Genomic DNA, 25,850 nt, shown 5'->3' with positions numbered 1-25,850 from the left:
TTTAATTTATTATGGAGGTGCTATGTCTAGTATGAATACGAATGAAAGAATCGTACCCCTCCTACCATTAAGAGGCGTTCTCGTATATCCAACGATGGTTCTGCATCTTGATGTAGGACGTGATAAATCGATACAGGCACTAGAGCAGGCGGCAATGGATGAAAATATCATCTTTTTAGCGATGCAAAAAGAAATGAATATCGATGATCCGAAAGAAGATGACATATATAGTGTAGGTACAGTGGCGAAAGTGAAGCAAATGTTAAAATTGCCGAACGGTACGCTTCGTGTCCTTGTAGAAGGTTTACATAGAGCAGAAGTAGTAGAGTTTATCGAGGAAGAAAATGTAGTACAAGTTTCTATTAAAACGGTAACTGAAGAAGTGGAAGGTGATTTAGAAGAGAAAGCTCTTATGCGTACGTTACTGGAGCATTTCGAACAATATATTAAAGTTTCGAAAAAAGTATCAAATGAAACATTTGCAACGGTAGCTGATGTAGAAGAACCAGGAAGACTAGCTGATTTAATTGCTTCTCACTTGCCAATTAAAACGAAACAGAAACAAGAAATTTTAGAGATTGTATCTGTGAAAGAACGATTACATACACTTATTTCAATTATTCAAGATGAACAAGAGTTACTTAGTTTAGAAAAGAAAATTGGACAAAAAGTGAAACGTTCAATGGAACGCACGCAAAAAGAATATTTCTTACGTGAGCAAATGAAGGCGATTCAAACTGAACTTGGCGATAAAGAAGGTAAGGGTGGGGAAGTTGAAGAACTTCGTGAGAAAATTGAACAGTCAGGAATGCCTGAAGAAACAACGAAGGCTGCACTGAAAGAATTAGATCGTTATGAAAAGCTACCAGCAAGTTCTGCGGAGAGCGGTGTTATTCGCAATTATATTGATTGGTTATTAGCACTTCCGTGGACAGAAGCGACAGAGGATATGATTGATCTTGTTCATTCTGAAGAGATTTTAAACAAAGATCATTACGGTCTTGAAAAAGTAAAAGAGCGAGTGCTTGAATATTTAGCTGTACAAAAATTGACGAACTCATTAAAAGGACCTATCCTTTGTTTAGTAGGCCCTCCAGGGGTCGGGAAAACTTCGTTAGCTCGTTCAATTGCGACATCATTAAATCGTAATTTTGTCCGTGTATCCCTTGGTGGTGTGCGTGATGAATCTGAAATTCGTGGTCACCGTCGTACATACGTTGGAGCAATGCCGGGACGCATTATTCAAGGTATGAAAAAGGCGAAAACAGTTAATCCAGTCTTCTTATTAGATGAGATTGATAAAATGTCTAACGATTTCCGTGGCGATCCATCAGCAGCATTACTTGAAGTGTTAGATCCAGAACAAAATCATAACTTCAGTGATCATTACATTGAAGAACCATATGATCTATCGAAAGTTATGTTTGTAGCAACCGCTAATACACTTTCAAGTATTCCGGGTCCATTACTTGACCGTATGGAAATTATTTCGATTGCTGGGTATACAGAACTGGAAAAGGTGCACATTGCTCGAGAGCATTTATTGCCGAAACAATTAAAAGAGCATGGCTTACGAAAAGGTAATTTACAAGTACGTGATGAAGCGCTTCTTGAAATTATTCGTTATTATACACGTGAGGCTGGTGTTCGTACGCTAGAGCGCCAAATTGCAAAAGTTTGTCGTAAAGCAGCGAAAATTATCGTTACAGCGGAACGTAAACGTATTGTTGTGACAGAGAAAAATATTGTAGATTTACTTGGTAAACACATATTCCGTTATGGGCAAGCAGAGAAAACAGACCAAGTCGGAATGGCAACCGGGTTAGCTTATACAGCAGCGGGCGGCGATACACTTGCAATTGAAGTGTCCGTAGCGCCAGGTAAAGGGAAATTAATTTTAACAGGGAAACTTGGGGATGTTATGAAAGAATCAGCACAAGCTGCGTTTAGCTATATTCGTTCTCGTGCCGAAGAGCTTCATATTGATCCAAATTTCCATGAGAAAAATGATATTCATATTCACGTTCCAGAAGGAGCAGTTCCAAAAGATGGACCGTCAGCAGGTATTACGATGGCAACGGCACTTATTTCTGCACTAACAGGTATTCCTGTAAGTAAAGAAGTTGGTATGACAGGTGAAATTACACTTCGTGGCCGTGTATTACCAATTGGTGGATTGAAAGAAAAAACATTAAGTGCTCATCGCGCAGGCTTAACAAAAATTATTTTGCCAGCAGAGAACGAGAAAGATTTAGATGATATTCCAGAAAGCGTAAAAGAAAATCTTACGTTTGTGCTTGCATCTCATTTAGACGAAGTATTGGAGCACGCATTAGTAGGAGTGAAACAATGAAAGTAACAAAAGCAGATATTGTAATTAGTGCTGTTAAACCAGAACAATATCCAGACAGTGATTTACCAGAAATTGCATTAGCAGGTCGTTCAAATGTCGGGAAGTCTTCCTTCATTAATAAAATTTTAAATCGTAAAAAGTTAGTACGTATTTCTTCTAAACCAGGAAAAACGCAAACGCTGAACTTTTTCTTAATCAATGAAATGATGCATTTTGTTGACGTTCCAGGTTATGGATATGCGAAAGTATCTAAAACGGAACGTGCAGCATGGGGCAAGATGATTGAAACGTACTTTACAACACGTGAGCAATTAGATGCAGCTGTATTAGTAGTAGATTTACGTCACCAACCAACAAACGATGATGTGATGATGTATGATTTCTTAAAGCATTATGAAATTCCAACAATTATTATTGCGACGAAAGCCGATAAAATTCCGAAAGGGAAATGGCAAAAGCATTTAAAAGTTGTAAAAGAAACGCTTGCTGTTGAAATTGGCGATGAAATCGTTCTATTCTCTTCTGAAACAGGACTTGGAAAAGAAGAAGCGTGGAAGGCAATTCATAAAATGACAAAAACAAAAAACGCGTGACGAATGTCGCGCGTTTTTTGTTTGTATAAATTTTTAGCGTACGTTTAATGTTACTTCAATATTCCCTCGTGTTGCTTTAGAGTACGGACATACACCGTGAGCGGCTTCTACAAGTTCTTGTGCTTCGGCATGAGAAACGCCAGCGACATGTACGTCAAGTACAGCAGATAGTCCGAAACCACCATCTGTATCTTTTCCGATAGAAACGTGAGCAGTTACTTCTGTACTTTCCACTTTCACTCGTTTTGTACGAATGACAAGTTGCAATGCACTATCAAAACAAGCGGCATAACCAGCGGCAAATAGTTGCTCAGGGTTTGTTGCTTCCCCGCCAGCACCACCTAATGCTTTCGGCATTTTTACATCAAGATTTAATATGCCATCATCTGAAACTACTTTCCCGTTTCTTCCACCTGTTGCTGTTACTGAAGCAGTATATAATTTATCCATGTTTATTCCCCTTTTCTATCATTTATTGTTTTCATTGTTTCAATTAGTTTATTTAATTGGGTTAATAAAGAACGATACTCTTGCTCTGTAATTCCTAAATTTGTAGCCATCGTTTTCGGTAATGAACAAGCCTTTTCTTTTAAATCTTTACCTTGTTCTGTTAATTCAATACAAACTTTTCGCTCATCTTCTTTTGAACGAACACGTTTTACAAGGTTTAATGATTCCATCCGTTTTAGCATAGGTGTTAACGTGCCGGAATCTAGAAATAGACGTTCTCCAATTTCTTTTACTGTTAGTCCGTCTTGTTCCCATAGTACAAGTAAAGTAATGTACTGAGGGTACGTAATACCCATTTCGTCTAAATACGGTCGATAAAAACGTGTAACCTCTCTAGAACAGGCGTAAATAGAAAAACAAAGTTGGTTATCTAGATGCAAAGAATCTTCTATCATGAATAACTCCTTTCTTTTTAAATTGTGCACAATTTAATTTTGTAAAACCAATATAACGAAAAATAAATACAATGTCAAATACATTGTATTGAGAAAGTGTGTGCTATATTTTGGAACAATCATACATATTTTCCTTCATGATGAAAGAAGATAGGAAAGATGATGTTATAATTTATATGGAATAGTTTCCATCACTTGATTATGAGGACTTTTTTTGGTAACGTACAAATAGAGTTATTAATTTATAATCATTATAAAGTAGGGAGCTTTTTATTAGTTTTACTGAATCTCCTTTATTACATACGGAGAATATATAAAAAATAATCGGTTGTTCACACGATTGTCAGATTCATAAGAGGAAAGTTGTATTATGATAGTAGATAAAGTGATAAAACGGGTGAAGGGGGACATGCTGCGTGCATATTCTTGTTGTTAGTGTAAATTATCGAACAGCCCCTGTAGAATTTCGTGAGAAACTCACATTTCAGGCAGCAGAGCTAGAACAAGCAATGACTACATTACAAAGTCAAAAGAGCGTGTTAGAAAATGTCATTGTATCAACTTGTAATCGCACTGAGATTTATGCTGTTGTCGATCAATTACACACGGGACGGTATTATATTAAGAAGTTTTTAGCTGATTGGTTTCAGCTTGAAATAGAAGAAGTCGCACCATATTTAACTATTTTTGAACAAGATGGTGCAATAGATCATTTATTCCGCGTAACGTGCGGTTTAGATTCTATGGTAGTTGGAGAAACGCAGATTTTAGGTCAAATAAAAGATAGCTTTTTAGAAGCGCAACAAGTAAAAGCGACAGGTACAATTTTTAATGAATTGTTTAAGCAAGTCATTACGTTAGCAAAACGTGCTCATTCAGAAACAACAATTGGTGAGAGTGCAATGTCTGTTAGTTATGCTGCTGTTGAACTTGGAAAGAAAATATTTGGTGAGTTAACAGATTGTCATGTACTTATTCTTGGTGCTGGTAAAATGGGAGAACTTGCATTACAAAATTTATACGGAAGCGGTGCTCGTAAAGTAACCGTTATGAATAGAACGCTTTCAAAAGCGGAAGTAATGGCTGAGAAATATATGGGACATGCAAAATCTTTAAGTGAATTACAATGTGCATTATTAGAAGCGGACATTTTAATTAGTTCCACTGGTGCATCAGAGTATGTCATTACGAAAGAGATGATGACAAAGGTAGAGAAAATGCGCTCTGGTCGTCCTTTATTTATGGTTGATATTGCAGTGCCACGTGATATTGATCCAGCAATTGATGAGTTAGAAGGCTCTTTCTTATATGACATTGATGATCTGCAAGGAGTAGTGGAAGCAAATCGTGCTGAGCGTTTGAAAGAAGCAGAGAAAATTCAATTTATGATTGAAGAGGAAATTGTTCTATTTAAAACGTGGTTAAGTACACTTGGTGTTGTTCCGTTAATAGCAGCTCTTCGTGATAAGGCACTTGTAATTCAAAGCGAAACGATGGAAAGTCTTGAACGAAAAATACCAAATCTTAGTGATCGTGAGAAAAAAGTAATTAGTAAGCATACGAAAAGTATTATTAACCAATTATTAAAAGACCCAATTTTAGTAGCAAAAGAAATAGCTGCTGAAGAGGGGGCGGGCGAAAAATTAGCGTTATTTGCAAAGATTTTTGATTTAGAAACGGAAGAAGTAGAGAGTCGTGCGGAAGAAGTAGAACATAAAAGAGTGTGGACACCATCCGTTCCATCTTTATAATTTGGAAGGATGATCGGATGAGTTTTTTAAATAACAGTATTATTTATCATATTGCAATTATTTTATATGCTTGTAGCATTAGTTTATATTTTATAGATTATTTCCAAAGTAACCGAAAGGCGAACCGATTTGCTTTTTGGTTACTTTCGATTGTATGGGTATTGCAGTCTATTTTTATGTTGCTTAGGGCGACAGATTCAGAAACGAATCCCATTTTAACTTTATTATCAGGGATTTATTTTTATGTTTGGTTATTGATTACGATGTCGTTAGTCATAAATCGATTTATGCGCGTTGACTTTTTAGTCTTCTTTACAAATGTTGTAGCATTTGGCGTAAGCGCCTTTTCTATTTTTACACCGCTCGGAAAGATGTCGCCAGTACTTGCAGAGCAATTAGTTTCAGAACTTGTATACGTGCATGTTGGAATGGCGATTATTTCTTATGCAACGTTTACGGTATCGTTTATTTTTTCTATTATGTATTTACTGCAATATCGCCTATTAAAAAAGAAAAAGTGGAATGCGAGATTAAGAAGGTTAGGGAATTTGCCGAAGCTTGAATCTACGTCTTACGGGTTAAATTTATTTTCTGTTCCATTTTTCTTACTAGCAATTTTATTAGGATGCATATGGGGATATACAAAATTGGACAATTTTCATTGGTATGATACGAAAGTAATCGGTTCGTTTGTCGTTCTATTTGTATATTGTACGGGCTTGTATTTACGAGCGGCAGATGTGTTGCAAGGGAAGAAAATTGTACTGTGGAATGTAGGGGCCTTTCTCGTAATGCTAGTTAACATTTTTCTATTAAGTAGTTTATCTAATTTCCACTTTTGGTATTTATAATGAGGAGAGAGAATTATGCGCAAAATTATTGTAGGTTCACGAAAGAGTAAGCTAGCATTGACGCAAACAAACTGGTTTATTGATCAGTTAAAAGCACTTGGTTTACCATATGAATTTGAAGTGAAAGAAATTGTCACTAAAGGTGATGTGATTTTAGATGTTACTCTTTCAAAAGTAGGCGGAAAAGGTTTGTTCGTTAAAGAAATTGAACATGCGTTACTTATGAAAGAAATCGATATGGCTGTACATAGTATGAAAGATATGCCAGCCGTACTTCCAGAAGGATTAATGATTGGCTGTACACCAAAGCGTGTTGACCCTCGTGATGCTTTTATTTCTAAAAGCGGAGAATCATTTAAAGATTTAGCAGAAGGTGCGATTTTAGGAACGAGTAGTTTAAGACGTAGTGCACAGTTATTAGCTGCGAGACCAGATTTACAAGTGAAATGGATTCGCGGAAATATCGATACACGTTTACGTAAATTAAAAGAAGAAGATTATGATGCAATTATTTTAGCGACAGCTGGATTACAAAGAATGGGCTGGGATGATGAAGTGATTACAGAACATTTAGATGAAACGTTATGTGTACCAGCTGTAGGACAAGGTGCATTAGCGATTGAATGTCGTAAGGACGATAACGATTTATTACAGTTGTTATCGCATATGAATGATGCTGTAACAGAGAGAACAGTGGCAGCGGAGCGAGTATTTCTTCATAAACTTGAAGGTGGATGTCAAGTTCCGATCGCTGGATATGCAACTCTTACAAAGGATGATGCAATCGAATTAACAGCTCTTGTCGGTTCTATGGACGGCTCTGTTTTATTAAAAGAGACAGTGGTAGGCGTTGAACCAAAGGAAGTAGGGCTAGAGGCTGCGGACCGTTTAATTAAACAAGGCGCAAAAGAACTCATTCTTGCTGCAAATAAGGGACAACAATAAATATGAATGCTCTTGCTGGCAAAACAGTATTGATTACACGTGCCCAGCATCAAGCGAAACAAATGAGTGTAGCAGTGAAAGAACGGAGCGGAATTCCATTGGAAATTCCGCTTTTGCGTATGGAAGGCACATCTCATAGGCGAATTCACCATACAGCAAGGCAGCTACATTCGTATGACTGGGTTATTTTTACGAGTAAAAATGGTGTAACTTTTTTTCTAGATGGTTTAGAAAAGAAACTACCATTAACTATTAAAATCGCTGCGGTAGGCGTGAAAACAAAATTAGAGTTAGAAAAAAGGGGCTATCAAGTTCATTTTGTTCCAACCTCATTTGTTGCAGAAGTGTTTGCCGAAGAGTTTCTAAAAGAATTAAGTGGAAACGAGCGTATTTTATTTCCGAAAGGGAATTTAGCGAGAGATGTAATTCCAGTTAAACTTCGGGGAATTGGTGTTTCTCTAGATGAGCTAATCGTATACGGTACGAAAGTAAATGTAGAGAAAAAACAAGAACTTATAACAGCATTGAAAGTAAGGAAAGTAAATGTTATTACATTTACGAGTCCTTCAACTGTTGATAGTTTTGTTCGTTTACTGGAGGGCACAAACTGGAGAGAATGGACAAAAAAATGTACAATTGCTTGTATAGGGCCTATTACGGAAAAAGAAGCGAACCTTTATTTTCCGCATGTTATTGTGCCGAAAGAGTACACTGTAGAAGCATTACTACAATGCATTTGTGAATCTATAAAGTGAAACTTTAATTAGTGGGAGGTTCATTCCCCACTAATTATTAGCCCTCACCAATTGGGCGTTTATGGGCAGTTGATTTCCCATCTAACTTCTTTGCTCTAGCCGAATTTTGAGATGGGAGTCTTACTGCCCGTTAACGCGGGACAAAATAAAAGAATGGGGATAGAAATTTATGAACTCTTTACAATTTAATCGTCATCGTCGCTTAAGACAAAGCGGGGGCATGCGTGCGCTTGTGCGTGAAACGTTTTTACATACGGAAGATTTTATTTACCCTATTTTTGTATTAGAAGGAGAGAATGTTCGTAATGAAGTTCCTTCTATGCCGGGCATATATCAAATCTCTTTAGATTTATTGCAAGCTGAAATGCAAGAGGTTGTTGATTTAGGTATTCGTTCTGTTATTGTATTTGGTTTACCTGCTGAAAAGGATGAAGTTGGATCATCAGCATATTGTGATCATGGAATTGTACAGCGTGCCATTAAGCAAATTAAAGGTGAGTTCCCTGAGTTAGTAGTAGTTGCAGATACATGTTTATGTCAATTCACAAGCCATGGTCATTGCGGTGTAATTGAAGATGGTATTATTTTAAATGACGAGTCTCTTGCAGTACTTGCGAAAACAGCTGTAAGCCAAGCGAAAGCAGGAGCGGACATTATTGCGCCATCAAACATGATGGACGGATTCGTAACAGCAATTCGCCATGCGTTAGATGAGAATGGTTTTGGACACGTACCAGTTATGTCGTACGCTGTGAAATATTCATCAGCATTTTATGGACCGTTCCGTGATGCTGCACACGGCGCGCCGCAATTTGGTGACCGTAAAACATATCAAATGGACCCAGCGAACCGTATGGAGGCATTCCGTGAAGCAGAATCAGATGTAATGGAAGGTGCTGATTTCTTAATTGTAAAGCCAGCTCTTTCTTACTTAGATATCATTCGTGATGTGAAAAATAACTTTAATTTACCAATCGTTGCTTACAACGTAAGTGGTGAATATTCAATGATTAAAGCGGCAGCGCAAAATGGTTGGATTAATGAAAAAGAAGTTGTGCTTGAAAAATTAATTAGCATGAAACGTGCAGGAGCAGACTTAATTATTACGTATCATGCGAAAGATGCAGCAAAGTGGTTACAAGAAGGAGGCGCTAAATAATGAAAAAGTTTGATAAATCGATTGCGGCGTTTGAAGAGGCGCAAGACTTAATGCCTGGTGGCGTAAATAGCCCTGTTCGTGCCTTTAAATCTGTTGGTATGAATCCATTGTTTATGGAGCGTGGAAAAGGCTCTAAAGTATATGATATTGATGGAAATGAATACATCGATTACGTATTATCATGGGGTCCTTTAATTCATGGTCATGCAAATGATCGTGTTGTTGAAGCGTTAAAATCTGTTGCTGAAAGAGGTACAAGCTTCGGTGCGCCGACAGAAATCGAAAATAAATTAGCGAAACTTGTTATTGAGCGTGTACCATCGATTGAAATTGTCCGCATGGTTAACTCTGGAACAGAAGCGACAATGAGTGCACTACGTTTAGCTCGTGGTTATACAGGCCGTAACAAAATTTTAAAATTTATTGGTTGTTACCACGGTCATGGTGATTCATTATTAATTAAAGCTGGTTCTGGTGTGGCGACTCTAGGTTTACCAGATAGCCCTGGCGTACCAGAAGGTGTAGCGAAAAATACGATTACAGTAGCTTATAATGATTTAGAAAGTGTGAAGTACGCTTTTGAACGATTCGGTGATGATATTGCTTGTGTAATTGTAGAACCAGTAGCAGGGAATATGGGGGTTGTTCCTCCGCAACCAGGATTTTTAGAAGGGCTTCGTGAAGTAACAGAACAAAACGGTGCACTGCTTATTTTTGATGAAGTAATGACAGGATTCCGTGTTGCTTATAACTGCGGACAAGGTTACTACGGTGTAACACCTGATTTAACTTGTTTAGGTAAAGTAATCGGTGGTGGCTTACCAGTAGGGGCGTACGGTGGTAAAGCAGAAATTATGCGTCAAGTTGCGCCGAGCGGACCGATTTATCAAGCTGGTACTTTATCAGGTAACCCACTTGCAATGGCAGCAGGTTATGAAACGTTAGTACAATTAACGCCAGAATCATATGTAGAGTTTGAGCGTAAAGCAGAAATGTTAGAAGCGGGACTACGTAAAGCGGCTGAAAAACATGGTATTCCTCATCATATTAACCGTGCAGGCTCTATGATTGGTATTTTCTTTACAGATGAGCCGGTTATTAATTACGATACAGCGAAATCTTCAAACTTAGAATTCTTCGCGGCTTACTATCGTGAAATGGTAGAACAAGGTGTATTCTTGCCACCATCTCAATTTGAAGGTTTGTTCTTATCGACAGCACATAGTGATGCAGATATTGAAGCGACGATTGCAGCGGCTGAAATTGCAATGTCAAAGTTACAAGCATAATATATTAGAGAAAATCGCTCTCCATAAGGGGAGCGATTTTTTTTATTCATAAAGTGGGCTTTACATACATAAATCTGTAATGACATATAGTTTGGGAGGGGGAAAAGAAGTGACAACAGATCATTCGTTACGATTTTCATTAAAAGAATCTGTTTGGTTCCAAAAAGGACAGGAAGTCGAAGAACTTTTGTCAATTTCGTTAGATCCAGACGTTGAGATAGAAGAGCTTGATCATGAAGTTATCGTGAGAGGGCAGTTAGATTTAACGGGGGAGTATGTTGCAAGGCAAGATGATTCGGCCTATTCATTAAGAGAACTATCGCCAGCAAAGTCAATTGATTATGTAGAAACAAGGGAAGATGGGGTGAATGAACTTGTTCATTCCTTTCCACTTGAAATATCAATTCCAAGAAATCGAGTGAAAGTAATTGAAGAATTATATGTATCAATCGAAGAATTTGATTATGAATTGAAGGAAAATGGTTGCTTACAATTATTAGCGGATATATCTATTACAGGTTTATGTGATGAGGAAAGAATCGAGGATGAAGAGGAAGAAACGGCGTATGCTGAGTTAGAAGATGATTCAGCTGAAGAGGATGAAAATAGACCCGCGCCGCATGTAGCGGAACCAACCTATAAAGAATCGGATGAATGGGAAGATTACGCATTTGAACCGTTCCAGCTAGAAGAAAGAAAAGGGCAAGAAGAAGCGGAAGAGGAATTGGCAGAACATGAATTTGCGGAGCGTGAAGAGGAGCAAGAAACGACGCTGCAATTTGAATTGTTTGGACGAAAAGATTATCAAAAAGAAAAGGCGAAAAAGCAGGAAGAGCAAGAAGAAGCATACTCACAGCGAGATGAAAATGCGCTTTATTTAACACAATTATTTACGAAAGAACCGGAAGAAGAATTTACGAAGTTAAGAATGTATTTCGTGCAAGAAGGGGATACAATTGAATCTGTTGCAGAACGTTATGACACGTCTGTACAAAACTTATACCGTGTTAATCAAACAGAAGATATATATTTAACTGCGGGACAAATTATTTATATTCCCGTTTCAAAAGCAAAGGCGAAATAAGGGGGTGAGTGCTTTCACTCCCCTATTGTCCTAGAGGCTATGTTTTGAATAGAAAGGGTTATTCGTATGGATATTGAATTACGAAATCGCTATGAACCCATTGTAAGGCAATATAGATTGGATACGCAGCATATGGAAGAGCACGGAAGTGTAACGAAAATTTACACGAATCAAGGTCCATATGCGCTAAAGAAAATAGAAGATAGAAAGTTAGAGCGGAATAACTTTCTACATCATATTCAATATTTGAAGGAGAAAGGTTTTTCAAATTATGTACCTATATACCATGCGACGGATGGGAATTATATTTTAAGTGACGGGACTTATAATTATTATTTAATGCCTTGGTTAGAACGTGCGGAAGGAAACGGCGAGGATAATGATCAATACCATAAAATGTTTCAAACACTTGGAACGTTGCACCAAAAAACGGTGAAAGAAGAAACATATACAGAAGAAGATTTAGAAAAACATTACACAAGTATATCCGATCGTTGGGAAAATGATGGTGAGATGTTAGAAGAATTTCTTGTAGAATCTGAAGCGAAGTGGTATATGTCTCCGTTTGAATTACAATATTGTACGTACTATCATCATGTAATGAGGGCGCGTGAATTTGCAACGAAGCAATTAAATGAGTGGAACGATGCGATGAAAGAAAAAGATAAAACACGCATTACTTTTGTGCATGGTAACGTGTCACTTAATCATTTTTTATTTGACTATGAACGGAATGGCTATTTTATTAGTTTAGAAAAATCGAAGTTTGCAACGCCTGTGCAAGATATTGTAGGGTTTTATTCGCGGTCTTTAAACACATATCCAATTGCGCGAAGTGATCGTTTTGAATGGTATCAAATGTACCAAAAAAACTTCCCGTTTACGAAAGAAGAGCAACTGCTTATGTATGCTTACATGACCTATCCATCGCAATTTATTCGGCAAATTGAGTCTTATAAAAAAAGAAGGCAGAGTCGCAATAAGGAAAATGAGATTCGCGGAGTAAAGAGCTTGCAACAATCACATTGGCTCGTTAGCAATGTAGAATATTTCCTGTCACAATTACAAGCTGCCCAGCAAGGGAACGGATAAAGTGAAACTTTAATCAGTGGCGGGGGTATTACCGCCCGTAAATAGAGGGGTAAAAAAGATAAGTGGAGGATGCTACTTATCTTTTTTATATTCGCCCGGAAAGTGATAGTCTTAAATTTATCTTGACGAATAAGGTTTCGTTTTTTACACTATTGTATATAATAATTAACAATCATATAAATGCCTTGAAGGGGAAGAGTATAACATGAAACGTCTTCAGAGAGGAGAATCATTAGCTGGGAGATTCTCTAGATAGTTATGTTAGAAGGTAGCCCTGGAGCATCTTTTCTGAACGGAATAGTTCTCATTAGGAAAAGACGGATTTGTCCGTTATCAAATTAAGAGTATAAGCAAATTCTGAATTTGTTTGTAAATAAAGGTGGTACCGCGATGTCCCTCGTCCTTTTTTGGATGAGGGGCATTTTTTATTTTAAGGAGGGAAAATAATGTCAAACACGGAAAAGAATTTACCAACTAAATATGATCATATGTCCGTTGAAGAAGGCCTTTATCAATGGTGGCTTGAAGGCAAATATTTCGAAGCAACAGGAGACGAGAAGAAACAACCGTATACAATTGTAATTCCACCTCCGAACGTAACTGGTAAGTTACACTTAGGTCATGCTTGGGATACAACTCTTCAAGATATTTTAACTCGTACGAAGCGTATGCAAGGATACGATGTATTATGGGTTCCAGGAATGGACCATGCGGGTATCGCAACACAAGCGAAAGTAGAAGGAAAACTTCGTGAAGAAGGTATTTCACGTTACGATCTTGGCCGTGAGAAATTCCTTGAAAAAGCTTGGGAGTGGAAAGAAGAGTACGCTTCTCACATTCGTCAACAATGGGGGAAAGTTGGTTTAGGACTAGACTATTCTCGTGAACGTTTCACATTAGACGAAGGTTTATCTGATGCAGTTAATAAAGTATTCGTTCAATTATACGAAAAAGGCTTAATTTACCGCGGTGAATATATTATCAACTGGGACCCAGCAACACGTACAGCTCTTTCTGATATCGAAGTAATTCATAAAGAGGTTCAAGGTGCATTCTACCATATGAACTATCCATTAACAGATGGTTCTGGTCACATTCGTCTTGCAACTACTCGTCCAGAAACGATGCTTGGTGATACAGCTGTAGCAGTTCATCCAGAAGACGATCGTTACAAACATTTAATCGGAAAAACAGTTACCCTTCCAATCGTAGGCCGTGAGATTCCGATTATTGCCGATGAGTACGTAGAAAAAGACTTTGGAACAGGCGTTGTAAAAATTACACCAGCTCATGACCCGAATGACTTTGAAGTAGGTAACCGTCATGACTTACCACGCATCTTAGTAATGAACGAAGATGGAACGATGAACGAAAAAGCTGGTAAGTATAACGGTATGGACCGTTTCGAATGCCGTAAAGCGTTAGTGAAAGACTTACAAGAAGCGGACGTATTAGTAGAAATTGAGCCTCATATGCATTCAGTAGGTCATAGTGAGCGTAGCGGTGCAGTTGTTGAGCCTTATTTATCAACACAATGGTTCGTAAAAATGGCTCCACTTGCAGAAAAAGCAGTAGCACTTCAACAAAAAGAAGAAGAAAAAGTAACGTTCGTACCAGAGCGTTTTGAAAACACATACTTACGCTGGATGGAAAACATTCATGACTGGTGTATTTCTCGTCAATTATGGTGGGGACACCGCATTCCAGCTTGGTATCATAAAGAAACTGGTGAAGTATACGTAGGTACTGAAGCGCCAGCGGATATTGAAAACTGGAATCAAGATAACGACGTACTTGATACATGGTTTAGCTCAGCGTTATGGCCGTTCTCAACACTTGGTTGGCCAAATGAAGAGGCAGTAGACTTTAAAAAGTTCTATTCAACAGATGCTTTAGTAACTGGTTATGACATCATCTTCTTCTGGGTATCTCGTATGATTTTCCAAGGTTTAGAGTTTACAGGAGAGCGTCCATTTAAAGATGTATTAATTCACGGTTTAGTTCGTGATGAACAGGGACGTAAAATGAGTAAATCTCTTGGTAACGGTATCGACCCGATGGATGTTATCGAGAAATACGGTGCAGATGCAATGCGTTACTTCTTATCAACAGGAAGTGCACCAGGCCAAGATTTACGTTTCAGCATGGAAAAAGTAGAATCTACTTGGAACTTCATTAATAAAATTTGGAACGCATCACGTTTCGTATTAATGAACATGGATGATATGAAGTATGAAGAAATCGATTTAACTGGTGAAAAATCAGTTGCAGATAAGTGGATTTTAACTCGCTTAAACGAAACGATCGAAAGTGTAACACGTAACATGGATAAATATGAGTTCGGTGAAGCTGGTCGTTCATTATACAACTTCATTTGGGATGATTTCTGTGACTGGTACATTGAGATGGCGAAACTCCCACTATACGGTGAAGATGAAGCAGCTAAGAAAACAACTCGTTCTATTTTAGCTTACGTATTAGACCAAACGATGCGTCTATTACACCCATTCATGCCGTTCGTAACAGAGAAGATTTGGCAACATTTACCGCATGAAGGCGAGTCTATTACAGTAGCGGCTTGGCCAACAGTTCGCGAAGATTTACAAGATAAAGAAGCGGCAGCAGAAATGCACCTTCTAGTTGATATCATTCGCTCTGTTCGTAACATCCGTGCAGAAGTAAATACGCCAATGAGCAAAAAAGTTCAAATGCAAATTAAAGCAAAAGATGAGGCTATCCTTGCTCAACTTACGAAAAACAGCTCTTACATTGAGCGTTTCTGTAACCCAAGTGAATTAACAATTCAAACGAATTTACAAGCGCCAGAAAAAGCGATGACTGCAATCGTATCAGGTGCAGAGTTATTCTTACCGTTAGCTGATCTTATCAACCTTGACGAAGAGAGAGCACGTCTTGAAAAAGAACTTGAGAAGTTCGATAAAGAGGTAGAACGTGTACAGAAGAAACTTTCAAACCAAGGCTTCGTAGCGAAAGCTCCTGCGGCAGTTATTGACGGAGAGCGTGCGAAAGAGCAAGATTACCTAGAAAAACGCGAAGCAGTTCGCCAACGTCTAGCAGATCTTGAGAAATAAAGTGTATTTTAGAGACTCACTATATTGGTGAGTCTCTTTTCTTTGCGTATAATAGAATGATGAAGGTTGTCTTTTGAAAGGGGAAAACATACGTGATACATACATACGAAGAAGCGATAGGGTGGATTCATAGTCGATTGAAGTTTGGTATTAAACCAGGATTAGAAAGAATGAGCTGGATGCTAGAAGAACTCGGAAATCCAGAGCGTCATATAAAATGTGTTCATCTTGCTGGTACAAATGGAAAAGGTTCAACTTTAACGTATATGCGCTACATGCTAGAAGGCGCAAAATATAAGGTTGGAACATTTACCTCTCCTTACATTGAAACATTTAATGAGCGTATTAGTGTGAACGGAACACCAATTGCAGATGAAGAGATTGCGGAACTTGTAAACATGGTAAAGCCAGTCGTTGAAAAACTAGACGAGACGGATTTAGGGGAAGCGACTGAGTTTGAGATTATTACTGTTATGGCAATTTGTTATTTCGGTAAAATCAATTTCTGTGATGTTGTTTTATTTGAAACAGGGCTTGGAGGGCGCTTTGACTCTACGAATGTGATTCATCCTATTCTCACAATTATTACAAATATCGGCCACGATCATATGCATATTTTAGGGGATACACTAGGAGAAATTGCGTATGAGAAGGCAGGAATTATTAAGTCGGGTGTTCCGGTTATTACAGGCGTGCAAGATGATGAAGCATTGCAGGTCATTCAAAAGGTTGCAAAGGAAAATTATGCAAACTTATATGAACTGGGCAAACATTTTACAGCGTTACATAAACAGTCTAACGAAGATGGGGAACGTTTTGATTTTGCTTGTCCTTTCGCATCTTTTGAAGATGTTCGAATGTCAATGAAAGGTGTTCACCAAGTAGGAAATGCCTCACTAGCACTTATGGCAATTATGTATTTAAAAACATATGTATCATTTTTAATTGAGGAAGAGGAAATAAGAGCTGGATTACATGAAGCGTATTGGATTGGCCGATTTGAAAAGCTGAAAAGTAATCCTGATATTATAATAGATGGTGCTCATAATCCAGAAGGTGTTGAGAGTCTTGTAAAAACAGTAGAGGCACATTATAAAGATAAAAATATAATAGTTTTATTTACTGCGCTTGGTGATAAACAGTTGCATAACATGGTAGGTCAATTAGAAACAATTGCCGATGAAATTATTTTTACAACATTCGCCTTTGATCGTGCCATTTCCGCTGACAAACTTGCAGCGCATTCGCAAAAAAAATCAAAAATAGTCTTTGAAGATTGGAAAGAGGCAATTGATACAAAGGTTGAAATGATAGGGGGAAATGATGTCTTTATCATAACGGGTTCTCTATATTTCATTTCTGAAGTTAGAAAATATATTCGCGAGAAAAACTAGATAGCCTTTGCTATCTAGTTTTTTGTTCTACAAATGAAGTCAAATGCATACATATAAGATAATTATATAGGGTTATTTGGCGAATTCCTCTGACAAATATCTCGTTTTTTTGTGAAATGAATATGATATGATGCGGACAACGACAAGAGGTGAGGTGTGAGTGTATGGACAAGCAATCACGAACGATCTCAGTGAAAGTAAATGGAACAGAAGCGAAGTATGAAGAGAAGAAGAAAGATGAGTTTGAATGGATGGTAGTGGAAAGTGAAAGACCGAAAAACGTTGTTCCGTTTCAAAAAAAGAAATCAGCGCCCATGGAAAAATACAGAAAGAAGTGGAGTAATACATTAATTGTAATTGTTGCAACTGCAATTATAATTGGTACGGCGTTTGGAATGGGAATGCTGCAGTTACTTACAGGACAAGGGACAACAGGGGAAAGTACGGTAACGGCTTCGAAGCAGACTGGAAATGAAGAATCAAAGGTGGATGGAACGGCAGAACAAACACCAGTATCAAAAGAGGAAAAACAAAAAAAACAGACAGGAACGTCATTAGAGCCAATGAAATTATTTTTTGTTCAAGGTGGGCTTTATTCTTCCAAAGAAACGGGACAGGCCGCTCTTGAAGAATGGAAAGGTAACGGAGGGGTTGCTGCTTTGAAACCGAGCGGTGATAAGTATGCACTAATTGTTGGTATTGCTAGCGATGAACAGGCTATAAATCAATTAATGACGCAGTATAAAAATGGTGGTGTCTCCGTTTTAAAAAAGAACTGGGATATTACGGATAAAGCGTTGCTTAAAGATGATAAAGAAATAGGAGCGTTCTTAACAAAAGTACAGCCATTATATACTCATTTAGCAAAATATGCTTCTAGCGTACAAGCTGGTGGGAAAAGTAATGCAAAAGATATAGAAGTAATTGAGAAAGAATGGAAATCAATTGAAAAAGTAGGGGAAAGTATGAAGCAGGAGGAGGTAAAAAAGCTGTATATGTATACGTCAATAGCTGTGCAAACAGTGAAGGACGGAAAGAGCGATAAAGAATCTTTGGCGAAATTAAATCAAGTTGTTATTGATGGTATACTTTCGTATGAAAAAATTGTTTCACAAAAAGTGAAATGATAAGATAATGAAATGATGAAGAAAGAAGTGTCTATACTTCTTTCTTTTCTTTTAAATTTAGAGCAAAGTACTTTCTCTATGGCTGGAATATAATCGTATGCAGTAAAGAAATATTATTTTGTTTAGAGAAAATAATATTTCTTTCATTTGTGGATAAACTATTCTTTTGATACGATTGATGTAAATTGTTCTGCTTCATGTGAGAAAGGAAGGAGAAAATATGAGAAAAATTATTTTAGCTTCAGGATCACCTCGGAGGAAGGAATTGCTGGAGTTAGCTAGCGTACCATTTGAAATCGTTGTAAGTGAAGTAGAAGAAACGATTGGTGCGTATTCATCACCTCCTGATATTGTTATGTCCCTTGCCTTGCAAAAAGCATCTGCGGTAGCAGAAAATAATAGTGATCACATTGTGTTAGGTGCAGACACAATCGTTACATATGAGTCGCGTATTCTTGGAAAGCCTTCTAATGAGGTTGAGGCGAAAGAAATGTTACAATTATTATCAGGAAAAACACACGAAGTATATACAGGTGTGGCAATTATATCGAAAGAAAAAACGGTCACTTTTTATGAGCGTACAGAAGTTACGTTTTGGGAATTAACAGAAGAGGAAATTGACGTATATGTTGCATCGAAAGAACCTCTTGATAAAGCAGGAAGTTATGGTATTCAAGGAAAAGGGTCTATTTTTGTTCAACATATTCAAGGAGATTACTACAGTGTAGTCGGCTTACCAATTGCACGTCTTGTCCGGGAATTAAAACAATTTGATATTGATGTAACCCATGCGTAAAATTGCATGGGGTTTTCTTTGAGAGAACAGGTAAAAGGGGTGGAGAGATGAACGGTATTCGTGATGTTGTCAGAGAAGAACAGCCACGGGAGCGTTTATTATTAGAAGGAACAGGGAGTTTATCAAATCGGGAGCTTCTTGCAGTGTTACTCAGAACAGGTTCTAAAGAAGAGACAGTTTTAAAGTTGTCAGATAAAATTTTACATCACTTTGATGGTTTACGTATGTTGAAAGATGCAACGTTAGAAGAATTAATTAGTATTCATGGTGTTGGGATTGCAAAGGCATCTCAGCTTATGGCTGCTTTTGAACTAGGTAGAAGAATGGTACGTTTAGAGTATCAAAATCGATATAGCATTCGAAGCCCAGAAGATTGTGCGAAATACATGATGGAAGAACTGCGCTTTTTACAACAAGAGCATTTTGTTTGTTTATATTTAAATACAAAAAATCAAGTTATACATAGGCAAACGATATTCATTGGAAGTCTAAACACGTCAATTGTACACCCAAGAGAAGTCTTTAAAGAAGCGTTCCGCCGTGCAGCAGCCTCTATCATATGTCTTCATAACCATCCCTCAGGAGATCCTACGCCGAGCCGAGAAGATATTGAAGTAACAAAACGTTTAGTAGAATGCGGCCAGATTATTGGAATTGAAGTGCTTGATCATATTATAATAGGTGACCATAAATTCGTGAGTTTAAAGGAAAAAGGTCATATTTAAGACTATGCTTTTTACTTATTTTGTTTTATAATGTGATTTATGAGTTTTTTGTAGAAAATTATCTGCAAAAAGGATATAGATATAAAAAACGTACTGTTTTTATAATATAAAATAAGAAAAAAATGAGTCCGTGAAAACAAGAAAGGAAGATAAAAAATATGTTTGGATTTGGTGGCTTTACTCGCGATCTTGGAATAGATTTAGGAACTGCGAACACGCTTGTATATGTAAAAGGAAAAGGTGTAGTTTTACGTGAACCTTCAGTAGTAGCATTACAAACTGATACGAAACAAATCGTTGCTGTAGGTAGCGATGCAAAACAGATGATTGGTCGTACACCAGGAAACGTAGTAGCACTTCGTCCGATGAAAGACGGTGTAATTGCTGATTACGAAACAACAGCAACAATGATGAAATATTACATTCAACAAGCTCAAAAATCAAACGGCTTCTTCTCACGTAAACCGTATGTAATGGTATGTGTACCGTCTGGTATTACAGCTGTTGAAAGACGTGCAGTAATTGATGCGACTCGTCAAGCGGGTGCTCGTGATGCATATCCAATCGAAGAACCATTTGCAGCAGCAATTGGTGCGAACTTACCTGTTTGGGAACCAACTGGTAGTATGGTTGTTGATATCGGTGGTGGTACAACAGAAGTTGCAATCATCTCATTAGGTGGTATCGTAACAAGTCAATCAGTTCGTGTTGCTGGTGATGATATGGATGATTCAATCATTCAGTACATTAAGAAAAGCTATAACTTAATGATTGGTGAAAGAACAGCAGAGGCATTAAAATTAGAAATCGGTTCTGCAGGCGAGCCAGAAGGTATCGAGCCTATGGAAATTCGTGGTCGTGATTTAGTAAGTGGTTTACCAAAAACAGTACTAATTCAACCAGAAGAAATTGCGGATGCATTAAAAGATACAGTAGATGCAATTGTAGAATCAGTTAAAAATACGTTGGAAAAAACTCCACCTGAATTAGCGGCAGATATTATGGACCGCGGTATTGTATTAACAGGCGGTGGTGCATTACTACGTAACTTAGATAAAGTGATTAGTGAAGAAACAAATATGCCAGTTCTTGTTGCAGAAGATCCATTAGATTGCGTAGCAATTGGAACAGGAAAAGCATTAGATAATATCGATCTTTTCAAAACGGCTGCTCGATAATATTGCAAAATAAAAATCAATGGAATTAAGAGGGTGTGAACGTGCCACAGTTTTTCTTAAACAAAAGATTAATTGTTTTGTTAGTTAGTATTATTCTTCTCGTGGCATTGATTGGAATCTCATTGAAAGAACGGAACAGTTTAACATGGCCAGAGCAGTTTGTTAAAGACACTGTCGGTGTTGTAGAACGTGTATTCCAAAAGCCAGCGAAATATGTAGCTGGATTCTTTGAAAATGTAGAGGATGTAAAGCGCACGTATGAAGAGAATAAAGAATTAAAAGCAAAAATAGATAACTATGCGAGTTTATCAGTTAAAGTGAAGCAATTAGAGGAAGACAACAATAAATTAAGACAGCTAACTGAAAAAAAAGAGTTGCCGAGCGATTTTTCTGAAATTCCAGCTACTGTTGTTTCTCGCAATCCAGATAAATGGTACGATTTAATTGGAATTGATAAAGGAGCACAGCAAGGGATTAAAAAGGATATGGCTGTTATGACTTCAAAAGGTTTAGTTGGACGCGTGAAAAGTGTATCTCAATTTACAGCATCAGTAGAGTTGTTAAGTTCTATGAGTCGAACAAATCGTGTTTCTGCTGTTGTACATGGAAATGAAAATATCTTCGGTTTAATCGAAGGTTATGACAAAGAAAAAAAATTGTTACTTTTCACAAAGATTGGCTCTGATGCACCAGTAGCTAAAGGTCAAATGGTTGTAACGTCTGGACTTGGTGGGGAGATTTTCCCGAAAGGTCTTGAGATTGGGGAAATCGTTGATGTTCAACCAGATGCATACGGTTTAACAAAAACAGCTTATGTAAAACCTGCCGCTGATTTAAATGACGTAGAGCATATTATAGTAGCTAAACGTGATATGAAATCAGCGCCATTAGAATAGGAGGAGGAGAAGAGATGATGAAGATTTTAAAAAGAGCAGCTCTTCCTCTTTTGCTCCTTTTTGTTTTTCTGTTTGAAAATATGTTTGCTACTATTGTTCCAACAGAAGTTTTTTGGAAAGACAGTATAGCAGCGCCGCATTTCTTTATCATTGTGTTATGTTTTGTTACTGTGTACTATGGTCCGGTCCAAGGGATTTATTACGGGCTATTATTTGGTTTCTTATTTGATACCGTATACACAGAACTTGTCGGTATATATATATTTGCTTATCCGATTTTAGCTTATTTAGTTTATAGTGTGATGAAGGTACTACAATTGAATTTATTCATTGTTGTGTCTATCGTATTAGCTAGCATTGTAGCATTAGAATATTATGTGTATGGATTTTTAACTTTGTTAGGACGTACTCATATGTCGGCGTATGTCTTTTTCACGGATCGTCTCCTTTCTACTTTATTGCTGAATGGAATTTTCATATTGATAGTTTGTTTCCCACTGAGACGATATTTAGTGCGTCTTTCAAGAGCGATGGAAGAAAAAGAAAAAAGGATTTTCTAATTTTATGTCGAATTGAATCGGTGGGGTGAACTTTAGTGGAAGAAAAAAAGCAACAAAATGTAACGATAAAAGGGACAAAAGACGGGATAACGCTTCATTTAGATGACTGCTGTTCATTCTCTGAATTACTGAAAGAATTGGACGAAAAACTATCTACACATTACTATGATGGCGATGGGCGTTCTTTAATTGAAGTGCATGTGAAAGTGGGAAATCGTTATTTAACAGAAGTCCACCAAGAAGAGCTTCGTACGTTAATTCGTAATAAAAAGAATCTTGTTGTGGATTCAATTGAAAGTGATGTTATAACTAAATCGGAAGCAATAGCATGGAAAGAAGAAACAGAGATTGTCCCTATTTCCAAAATTGTTCGCTCTGGACAAGTTTTACATGTAAAAGGAAATTTATTGTTAATTGGAGATGTTAATCCAGGCGGAACGGTTATCGCTGGGGGGAATATTTTTGTCGTAGGATCATTAAGAGGGATTGCACATGCTGGGTATTATGGGGATTCAGAGGCTGTAATTGCTGCATCTGTTATGAACCCGATGCAACTTCGAATTAGTGATGTGGCAATGCGGGCTCCGGAAGAGAAAGAAGACGGAGCGGAGACGGCAGAATGTGCGTATATTAATGAGGACAATCACATTGTTGTCGATCGCCTGCAACTTCTCACTCATCTTAGACCTAATTTAACAAAGTTAGAAAGGGGAATTGTATAGCTGTGGGAGAGGCAATAGTAATTACATCTGGAAAGGGCGGAGTAGGTAAAACTACAACGTCTGCGAACATTGGTACAGCCCTAGCCTTATCTGGAAAGAAAGTGTGCTTAATTGACACAGATATTGGTCTTCGAAATTTAGACGTAGTAATGGGGCTGGAAAATCGTATTGTATTTGATCTTGTTGATGTCGTTGAAGGGCGTTGTCGTTTACCTCAGGCTCTTATTAAAGATAAACGTTTTGATGATCTTTATTTATTACCTGCAGCACAAACGAGTGATAAATCAGCGGTAACACCTGAACAAATGGATGAATTAATACAAGTATTACGTCAAGATTATGATTACATATTAATTGATTGTCCTGCGGGGATTGAGCAGGGATTTAAAAATGCGGTAGCTGGTGCGGATAAAGCAATCGTTGTTACGACGCCAGAAGTATCCTCAATGCGTGATGCAGATCGTATTATTGGGCTTTTAGAAAAAGAGGATATTGAACCACCGAAACTTGTTATTAACCGTGTGCGTAGTCATATGCTTCATGAACAGGATATGTTAGATGTTGATGAAATCGTACGTACATTATCAATCGAGCTTCTTGGTGTTGTTGAAGACGATGATGAAGTTATTCGTGCTACAAATACAGGTGAACCTGTAGCGTTGCAACCTAGTGGAAAAGCAGCGTTAGCTTATCGTAATATTGCAAGACGCTTGTTGGGTGAGAATGTACCATTACAAGCATTTGAACAAGAAAAGGTATCGGTATTTACAAAGATGAAAAACTTCTTTGGCATCCGTTAAGAGCACTTCGCACATATGCGAAGTGCTTTCTTTTTTTCTTCATACGAATATCTTTCTTTCCTAGCTCATACATATGTACAAACTGTATACAACTGTTTCTATTTAAATAAGGTTAGCGAAAGAAGGGAGACAGTATGAAGAATAGAAGTGTAGAAGAAATTAAAAAGCGGATTGCGAAAAGGAAGGCAGAGCAAGAAAGAATGGAGGAAGAGCAGTATTTTGCCGGGGGGAATTTTGATAGTGAAGGGGTATTTATTGAAGAGGGAGAAAAGGAAATTCATCCTTTGTTTCGAAAGGAAGTCTTTTTCTTCAAAGTTTTATTATCAGCAATCGTAGTTCTTTCAATTGCTATTTTGTATAAGAATGCGCCTTCTTCTTTCGATGGTGCTAAAGCTGTTACAGAAAAAGTGATGAAAGAGGAGTTTCAGTTTGCTACTGTAGCGAAATGGTATGAAAAACAGTTTGGAAAACCTCTCGTCTTCTATTCGCCTAACGAGAAAAAGGAAGGGACTATTCAGCAAAAAGACTATGCAATTCCTGCTTCAGGAAAGGTAATGCAAGGATTTCAAAAAAATGGCCAAGGTGTATTTGTCCAAACGGCTACAAATGCAACAGTTGAGTCAGTAAATGAAGGATTAGTTGTTTTTGCGGGTAAGAAAGAAGAACTTGGAAATACAGTTCAAATTCAACATGCAGATGGCACGGAGTCGTGGTATGCAAATTTAAATGATATGTCAGTAAAGTTATATGATTACGTTTCAAAGAAACAAAAAATTGGAACGGTGAGTAATGATGCAAATAATAAAAATGGGAAATTTTATTTCGCAATAAAAAAGAATGAAAAATTTGTTGATCCGATTCAGGTGATTTCATTTGATTAAATATAAGGAAGTTTTAACGAAAATTTCAGTGCATCCGTTGTTTTGGGTTATTATAGTTATTGGTATTTTTACGGCGCGTTTTAAAGAGTTACTATTGTTGTTTTGTATCGTACTCATTCATGAACTCGGTCACGCTTTTGCAGCAGCGCATTATAATTGGCGTATTAAAAAAATTCAACTGTTACCGTTTGGTGGTGTGGCTGAGCTTGAGGAACATGGAAATAAATCATTGAAAGAGGAACTTGTTGTCGTAATTGCAGGACCTATTCAACATATTTGGATGATGCTAGTAGGGTATATATTGTTTGAGATTGGCTGGCTGAATGCGGAATTATATTATTTTTTTATGTGGAATAATATAATTATTTTAGCCTTTAATTTACTCCCTATTTGGCCACTTGATGGCGGGAAAGTGTTGTTTAATGTATTATCATATCGTTTTCCTTATTTACAAGCACATGAAAAAATGATGCAATTGTCATGTGTTTTTTTTAGTGTCATATTAGGGTGGCAGTTACTTTGGAATAGTAACAATATTATGATGTGGGTACTACTCATATTTTTAGCAATATCGTTATATCAAGAATGGAAGCAAAGACGTTATGCGTTTATGCGCTTTTTATTAGAGCGTTATTACGGAAATAAAAGAGGGATTGAAAAGATTGCACCTATAGAGGTGCAATCAGAAGATCGTTTATATACGATTTTCACCAAATTTCGTAGAGGATATAAGCATTCTATTATCGTCCATGGAGAATATAAAGAGCATTACACATTGGATGAAAATGAATTACTCTATGCGTATTTTACTGAAAAACGAACAACTTCATCTGTTGAAGAATTAATCGGTTAGTGTTGACGATAGCACTAACCTTTTATTATTGTAAAAACAAAGAAAATTA

Annotated in this window: 24 protein-coding genes and 1 other annotated feature; of the genes, 22 read left to right on the top strand and 2 right to left on the bottom strand. The window is 37.4% G+C overall.

Going from position 1 to position 25,850, the window contains the following annotated elements:
* Positions 1–22: 22 nt before the first annotated feature.
* Both lon and ysxC read left to right on the top strand, forming a co-directional pair.
* Positions 23–2,353: an endopeptidase La gene (gene lon, locus MHB70_RS20950; protein ID WP_000097316.1), complete on the top strand. Its 2,331-nt coding sequence runs from the start codon at positions 23–25 to the stop codon at positions 2,351–2,353.
* On the top strand, positions 2,350–2,946 hold the full coding sequence (ysxC, locus tag MHB70_RS20945) for a ribosome biogenesis GTP-binding protein YsxC (RefSeq protein ID WP_000869123.1): 597 nt from the start codon (positions 2,350–2,352) through the stop codon (positions 2,944–2,946). The genes lon and ysxC overlap by 4 nt, the downstream gene beginning before the upstream one ends.
* A 33-nt stretch (positions 2,947–2,979) precedes the next feature.
* Here ysxC and MHB70_RS20940 read toward each other — a convergent pair whose 3' ends face one another.
* Positions 2,980–3,396 carry an organic hydroperoxide resistance protein gene (locus MHB70_RS20940; protein ID WP_000359777.1) on the bottom strand — a complete coding sequence of 139 codons (417 nt, stop codon included), beginning with the start codon at positions 3,394–3,396 and terminating at the stop codon, positions 2,980–2,982.
* A 2-nt stretch (positions 3,397–3,398) separates the two neighbouring features.
* On the bottom strand, positions 3,399–3,851 hold the full coding sequence (locus tag MHB70_RS20935; RefSeq protein WP_000568750.1) for a MarR family winged helix-turn-helix transcriptional regulator: 453 nt from the start codon (positions 3,849–3,851) through the stop codon (positions 3,399–3,401).
* A 416-nt stretch (positions 3,852–4,267) separates the two neighbouring features.
* Between MHB70_RS20935 and hemA the strand changes: the two genes are divergently transcribed.
* From hemA to spoIVFB, 20 genes are all read left to right on the top strand, one after another.
* A complete protein-coding gene (gene hemA / locus MHB70_RS20930; protein WP_000547854.1) occupies positions 4,268–5,602 on the top strand; it encodes a glutamyl-tRNA reductase in 1,335 nt (444 codons plus the stop codon).
* A 17-nt stretch (positions 5,603–5,619) separates the two neighbouring features.
* The gene (locus MHB70_RS20925) at positions 5,620–6,453 is read left to right on the top strand and encodes a cytochrome c biogenesis protein (RefSeq protein ID WP_000009003.1); all 834 of its coding nucleotides are present in this window, start codon (positions 5,620–5,622) and stop codon (positions 6,451–6,453) included.
* Positions 6,454–6,468: 15 nt separating this feature from the next.
* Positions 6,469–7,398 carry a hydroxymethylbilane synthase gene (hemC, locus tag MHB70_RS20920; protein WP_001226392.1) on the top strand — a complete coding sequence of 310 codons (930 nt, stop codon included), beginning with the start codon at positions 6,469–6,471 and terminating at the stop codon, positions 7,396–7,398.
* Between the two features lie 2 nt (positions 7,399–7,400).
* Positions 7,401–8,153: a uroporphyrinogen-III synthase gene (gene hemD, locus MHB70_RS20915; RefSeq protein ID WP_000992364.1), complete on the top strand. Its 753-nt coding sequence runs from the start codon at positions 7,401–7,403 to the stop codon at positions 8,151–8,153.
* 169 nt (positions 8,154–8,322) lie between these two features.
* The gene (hemB, locus tag MHB70_RS20910; protein ID WP_061529666.1) at positions 8,323–9,312 is read left to right on the top strand and encodes a porphobilinogen synthase; all 990 of its coding nucleotides are present in this window, start codon (positions 8,323–8,325) and stop codon (positions 9,310–9,312) included.
* The gene (gene hemL / locus MHB70_RS20905; protein ID WP_000712951.1) at positions 9,312–10,601 is read left to right on the top strand and encodes a glutamate-1-semialdehyde 2,1-aminomutase; all 1,290 of its coding nucleotides are present in this window, start codon (positions 9,312–9,314) and stop codon (positions 10,599–10,601) included. Before hemB ends, hemL begins: the two co-directional genes overlap by 1 nt.
* Before the next feature lie 79 nt (positions 10,602–10,680).
* Complete coding sequence (gene spoVID / locus MHB70_RS20900) at positions 10,681–11,685, top strand: stage VI sporulation protein D (RefSeq protein ID WP_061529665.1); 1,005 nt, start codon at positions 10,681–10,683, stop codon at positions 11,683–11,685.
* A gap of 66 nt (positions 11,686–11,751) precedes the next feature.
* A complete protein-coding gene (gene ysxE / locus MHB70_RS20895; protein ID WP_000350668.1) occupies positions 11,752–12,777 on the top strand; it encodes a spore coat protein YsxE in 1,026 nt (341 codons plus the stop codon).
* 176 nt (positions 12,778–12,953) lie between these two features.
* Positions 12,954–13,185 (top strand) — a binding site (T-box leader).
* A gap of 38 nt (positions 13,186–13,223) precedes the next feature.
* Positions 13,224–15,869 carry a valine--tRNA ligase gene (locus MHB70_RS20890; protein WP_061529664.1) on the top strand — a complete coding sequence of 882 codons (2,646 nt, stop codon included), beginning with the start codon at positions 13,224–13,226 and terminating at the stop codon, positions 15,867–15,869.
* Between the two features lie 92 nt (positions 15,870–15,961).
* Positions 15,962–17,263, top strand: a complete 1,302-nt coding sequence (locus tag MHB70_RS20885; RefSeq protein ID WP_061529663.1) for a bifunctional folylpolyglutamate synthase/dihydrofolate synthase — start codon at positions 15,962–15,964, stop codon at positions 17,261–17,263.
* A gap of 164 nt (positions 17,264–17,427) precedes the next feature.
* Positions 17,428–18,390 carry a hypothetical protein gene (locus tag MHB70_RS20880; RefSeq protein ID WP_061529662.1) on the top strand — a complete coding sequence of 321 codons (963 nt, stop codon included), beginning with the start codon at positions 17,428–17,430 and terminating at the stop codon, positions 18,388–18,390.
* A 220-nt stretch (positions 18,391–18,610) separates the two neighbouring features.
* A complete protein-coding gene (locus MHB70_RS20875) occupies positions 18,611–19,186 on the top strand; it encodes a Maf family protein (protein ID WP_001226288.1) in 576 nt (191 codons plus the stop codon).
* Positions 19,187–19,233: 47 nt separating this feature from the next.
* Positions 19,234–19,911, top strand: coding sequence for a DNA repair protein RadC (gene radC, locus MHB70_RS20870; RefSeq protein WP_001013401.1), 678 nt, complete (start codon positions 19,234–19,236; stop codon positions 19,909–19,911).
* Positions 19,912–20,069: 158 nt separating this feature from the next.
* Positions 20,070–21,089, top strand: coding sequence for a cell shape-determining protein MreB (gene mreB / locus MHB70_RS20865; RefSeq protein ID WP_000466737.1), 1,020 nt, complete (start codon positions 20,070–20,072; stop codon positions 21,087–21,089).
* 41 nt (positions 21,090–21,130) lie between these two features.
* On the top strand, positions 21,131–21,985 hold the full coding sequence (gene mreC / locus MHB70_RS20860) for a rod shape-determining protein MreC (protein WP_001135475.1): 855 nt from the start codon (positions 21,131–21,133) through the stop codon (positions 21,983–21,985).
* Between the two features lie 14 nt (positions 21,986–21,999).
* The gene (gene mreD, locus MHB70_RS20855; protein WP_000975760.1) at positions 22,000–22,545 is read left to right on the top strand and encodes a rod shape-determining protein MreD; all 546 of its coding nucleotides are present in this window, start codon (positions 22,000–22,002) and stop codon (positions 22,543–22,545) included.
* Positions 22,546–22,580: 35 nt separating this feature from the next.
* Positions 22,581–23,267, top strand: coding sequence for a septum site-determining protein MinC (gene minC / locus MHB70_RS20850; RefSeq protein WP_000391516.1), 687 nt, complete (start codon positions 22,581–22,583; stop codon positions 23,265–23,267).
* 2 nt (positions 23,268–23,269) lie between these two features.
* Entirely contained in the window at positions 23,270–24,067 is a 798-nt protein-coding gene (gene minD, locus MHB70_RS20845; protein ID WP_000503310.1) for a septum site-determining protein MinD, read from the top strand.
* A 134-nt stretch (positions 24,068–24,201) separates the two neighbouring features.
* A complete protein-coding gene (spoIVFA, locus tag MHB70_RS20840) occupies positions 24,202–24,948 on the top strand; it encodes a stage IV sporulation protein SpoIVFA (protein WP_061529661.1) in 747 nt (248 codons plus the stop codon).
* Positions 24,941–25,801 (top strand): stage IV sporulation intramembrane metalloprotease SpoIVFB, encoded by an 861-nt coding sequence (spoIVFB, locus tag MHB70_RS20835; RefSeq protein ID WP_000598976.1) that lies wholly within the window; start codon positions 24,941–24,943, stop codon positions 25,799–25,801. Before spoIVFA ends, spoIVFB begins: the two co-directional genes overlap by 8 nt.
* Positions 25,802–25,850: the final 49 nt, after the last annotated feature.

Origin of the sequence: Bacillus sp. FSL M7-1020, assembly GCF_038050415.1 — a bacterium.
In the GTDB taxonomy this organism is placed as follows: domain Bacteria; phylum Bacillota; class Bacilli; order Bacillales; family Bacillaceae_G; genus Bacillus_A; species Bacillus_A toyonensis.
Note: the sequence above shows the minus strand (reverse complement) of the source record. Positions and strands in the feature narration are given on the sequence as shown.

Excerpts from the sequence above, each read along its gene's own strand:
- lon (WP_000097316.1), top strand. The coding sequence starts at position 23 with ATGTCTAGTATGAATACGAATGAAAGAATCGTACCCCTCCTACCATTA.
- ysxC (WP_000869123.1), top strand. The coding sequence starts at position 2,350 with ATGAAAGTAACAAAAGCAGATATTGTAATTAGTGCTGTTAAACCAGAA.
- MHB70_RS20940 (WP_000359777.1), bottom strand. The coding sequence starts at position 3,396 with ATGGATAAATTATATACTGCTTCAGTAACAGCAACAGGTGGAAGAAAC.
- MHB70_RS20935 (WP_000568750.1), bottom strand. The coding sequence starts at position 3,851 with ATGATAGAAGATTCTTTGCATCTAGATAACCAACTTTGTTTTTCTATT.
- MHB70_RS20925 (WP_000009003.1), top strand. The coding sequence starts at position 5,620 with ATGAGTTTTTTAAATAACAGTATTATTTATCATATTGCAATTATTTTA.
- hemC (WP_001226392.1), top strand. The coding sequence starts at position 6,469 with ATGCGCAAAATTATTGTAGGTTCACGAAAGAGTAAGCTAGCATTGACG.
- hemD (WP_000992364.1), top strand. The coding sequence starts at position 7,401 with ATGAATGCTCTTGCTGGCAAAACAGTATTGATTACACGTGCCCAGCAT.
- hemB (WP_061529666.1), top strand. The coding sequence starts at position 8,323 with ATGAACTCTTTACAATTTAATCGTCATCGTCGCTTAAGACAAAGCGGG.
- hemL (WP_000712951.1), top strand. The coding sequence starts at position 9,312 with ATGAAAAAGTTTGATAAATCGATTGCGGCGTTTGAAGAGGCGCAAGAC.
- spoVID (WP_061529665.1), top strand. The coding sequence starts at position 10,681 with ATGACATATAGTTTGGGAGGGGGAAAAGAAGTGACAACAGATCATTCG.
- ysxE (WP_000350668.1), top strand. The coding sequence starts at position 11,752 with ATGGATATTGAATTACGAAATCGCTATGAACCCATTGTAAGGCAATAT.
- MHB70_RS20890 (WP_061529664.1), top strand. The coding sequence starts at position 13,224 with ATGTCAAACACGGAAAAGAATTTACCAACTAAATATGATCATATGTCC.
- MHB70_RS20880 (WP_061529662.1), top strand. The coding sequence starts at position 17,428 with ATGGACAAGCAATCACGAACGATCTCAGTGAAAGTAAATGGAACAGAA.
- MHB70_RS20875 (WP_001226288.1), top strand. The coding sequence starts at position 18,611 with ATGAGAAAAATTATTTTAGCTTCAGGATCACCTCGGAGGAAGGAATTG.
- radC (WP_001013401.1), top strand. The coding sequence starts at position 19,234 with ATGAACGGTATTCGTGATGTTGTCAGAGAAGAACAGCCACGGGAGCGT.
- mreB (WP_000466737.1), top strand. The coding sequence starts at position 20,070 with ATGTTTGGATTTGGTGGCTTTACTCGCGATCTTGGAATAGATTTAGGA.
- mreD (WP_000975760.1), top strand. The coding sequence starts at position 22,000 with ATGATGAAGATTTTAAAAAGAGCAGCTCTTCCTCTTTTGCTCCTTTTT.
- spoIVFA (WP_061529661.1), top strand. The coding sequence starts at position 24,202 with ATGAAGAATAGAAGTGTAGAAGAAATTAAAAAGCGGATTGCGAAAAGG.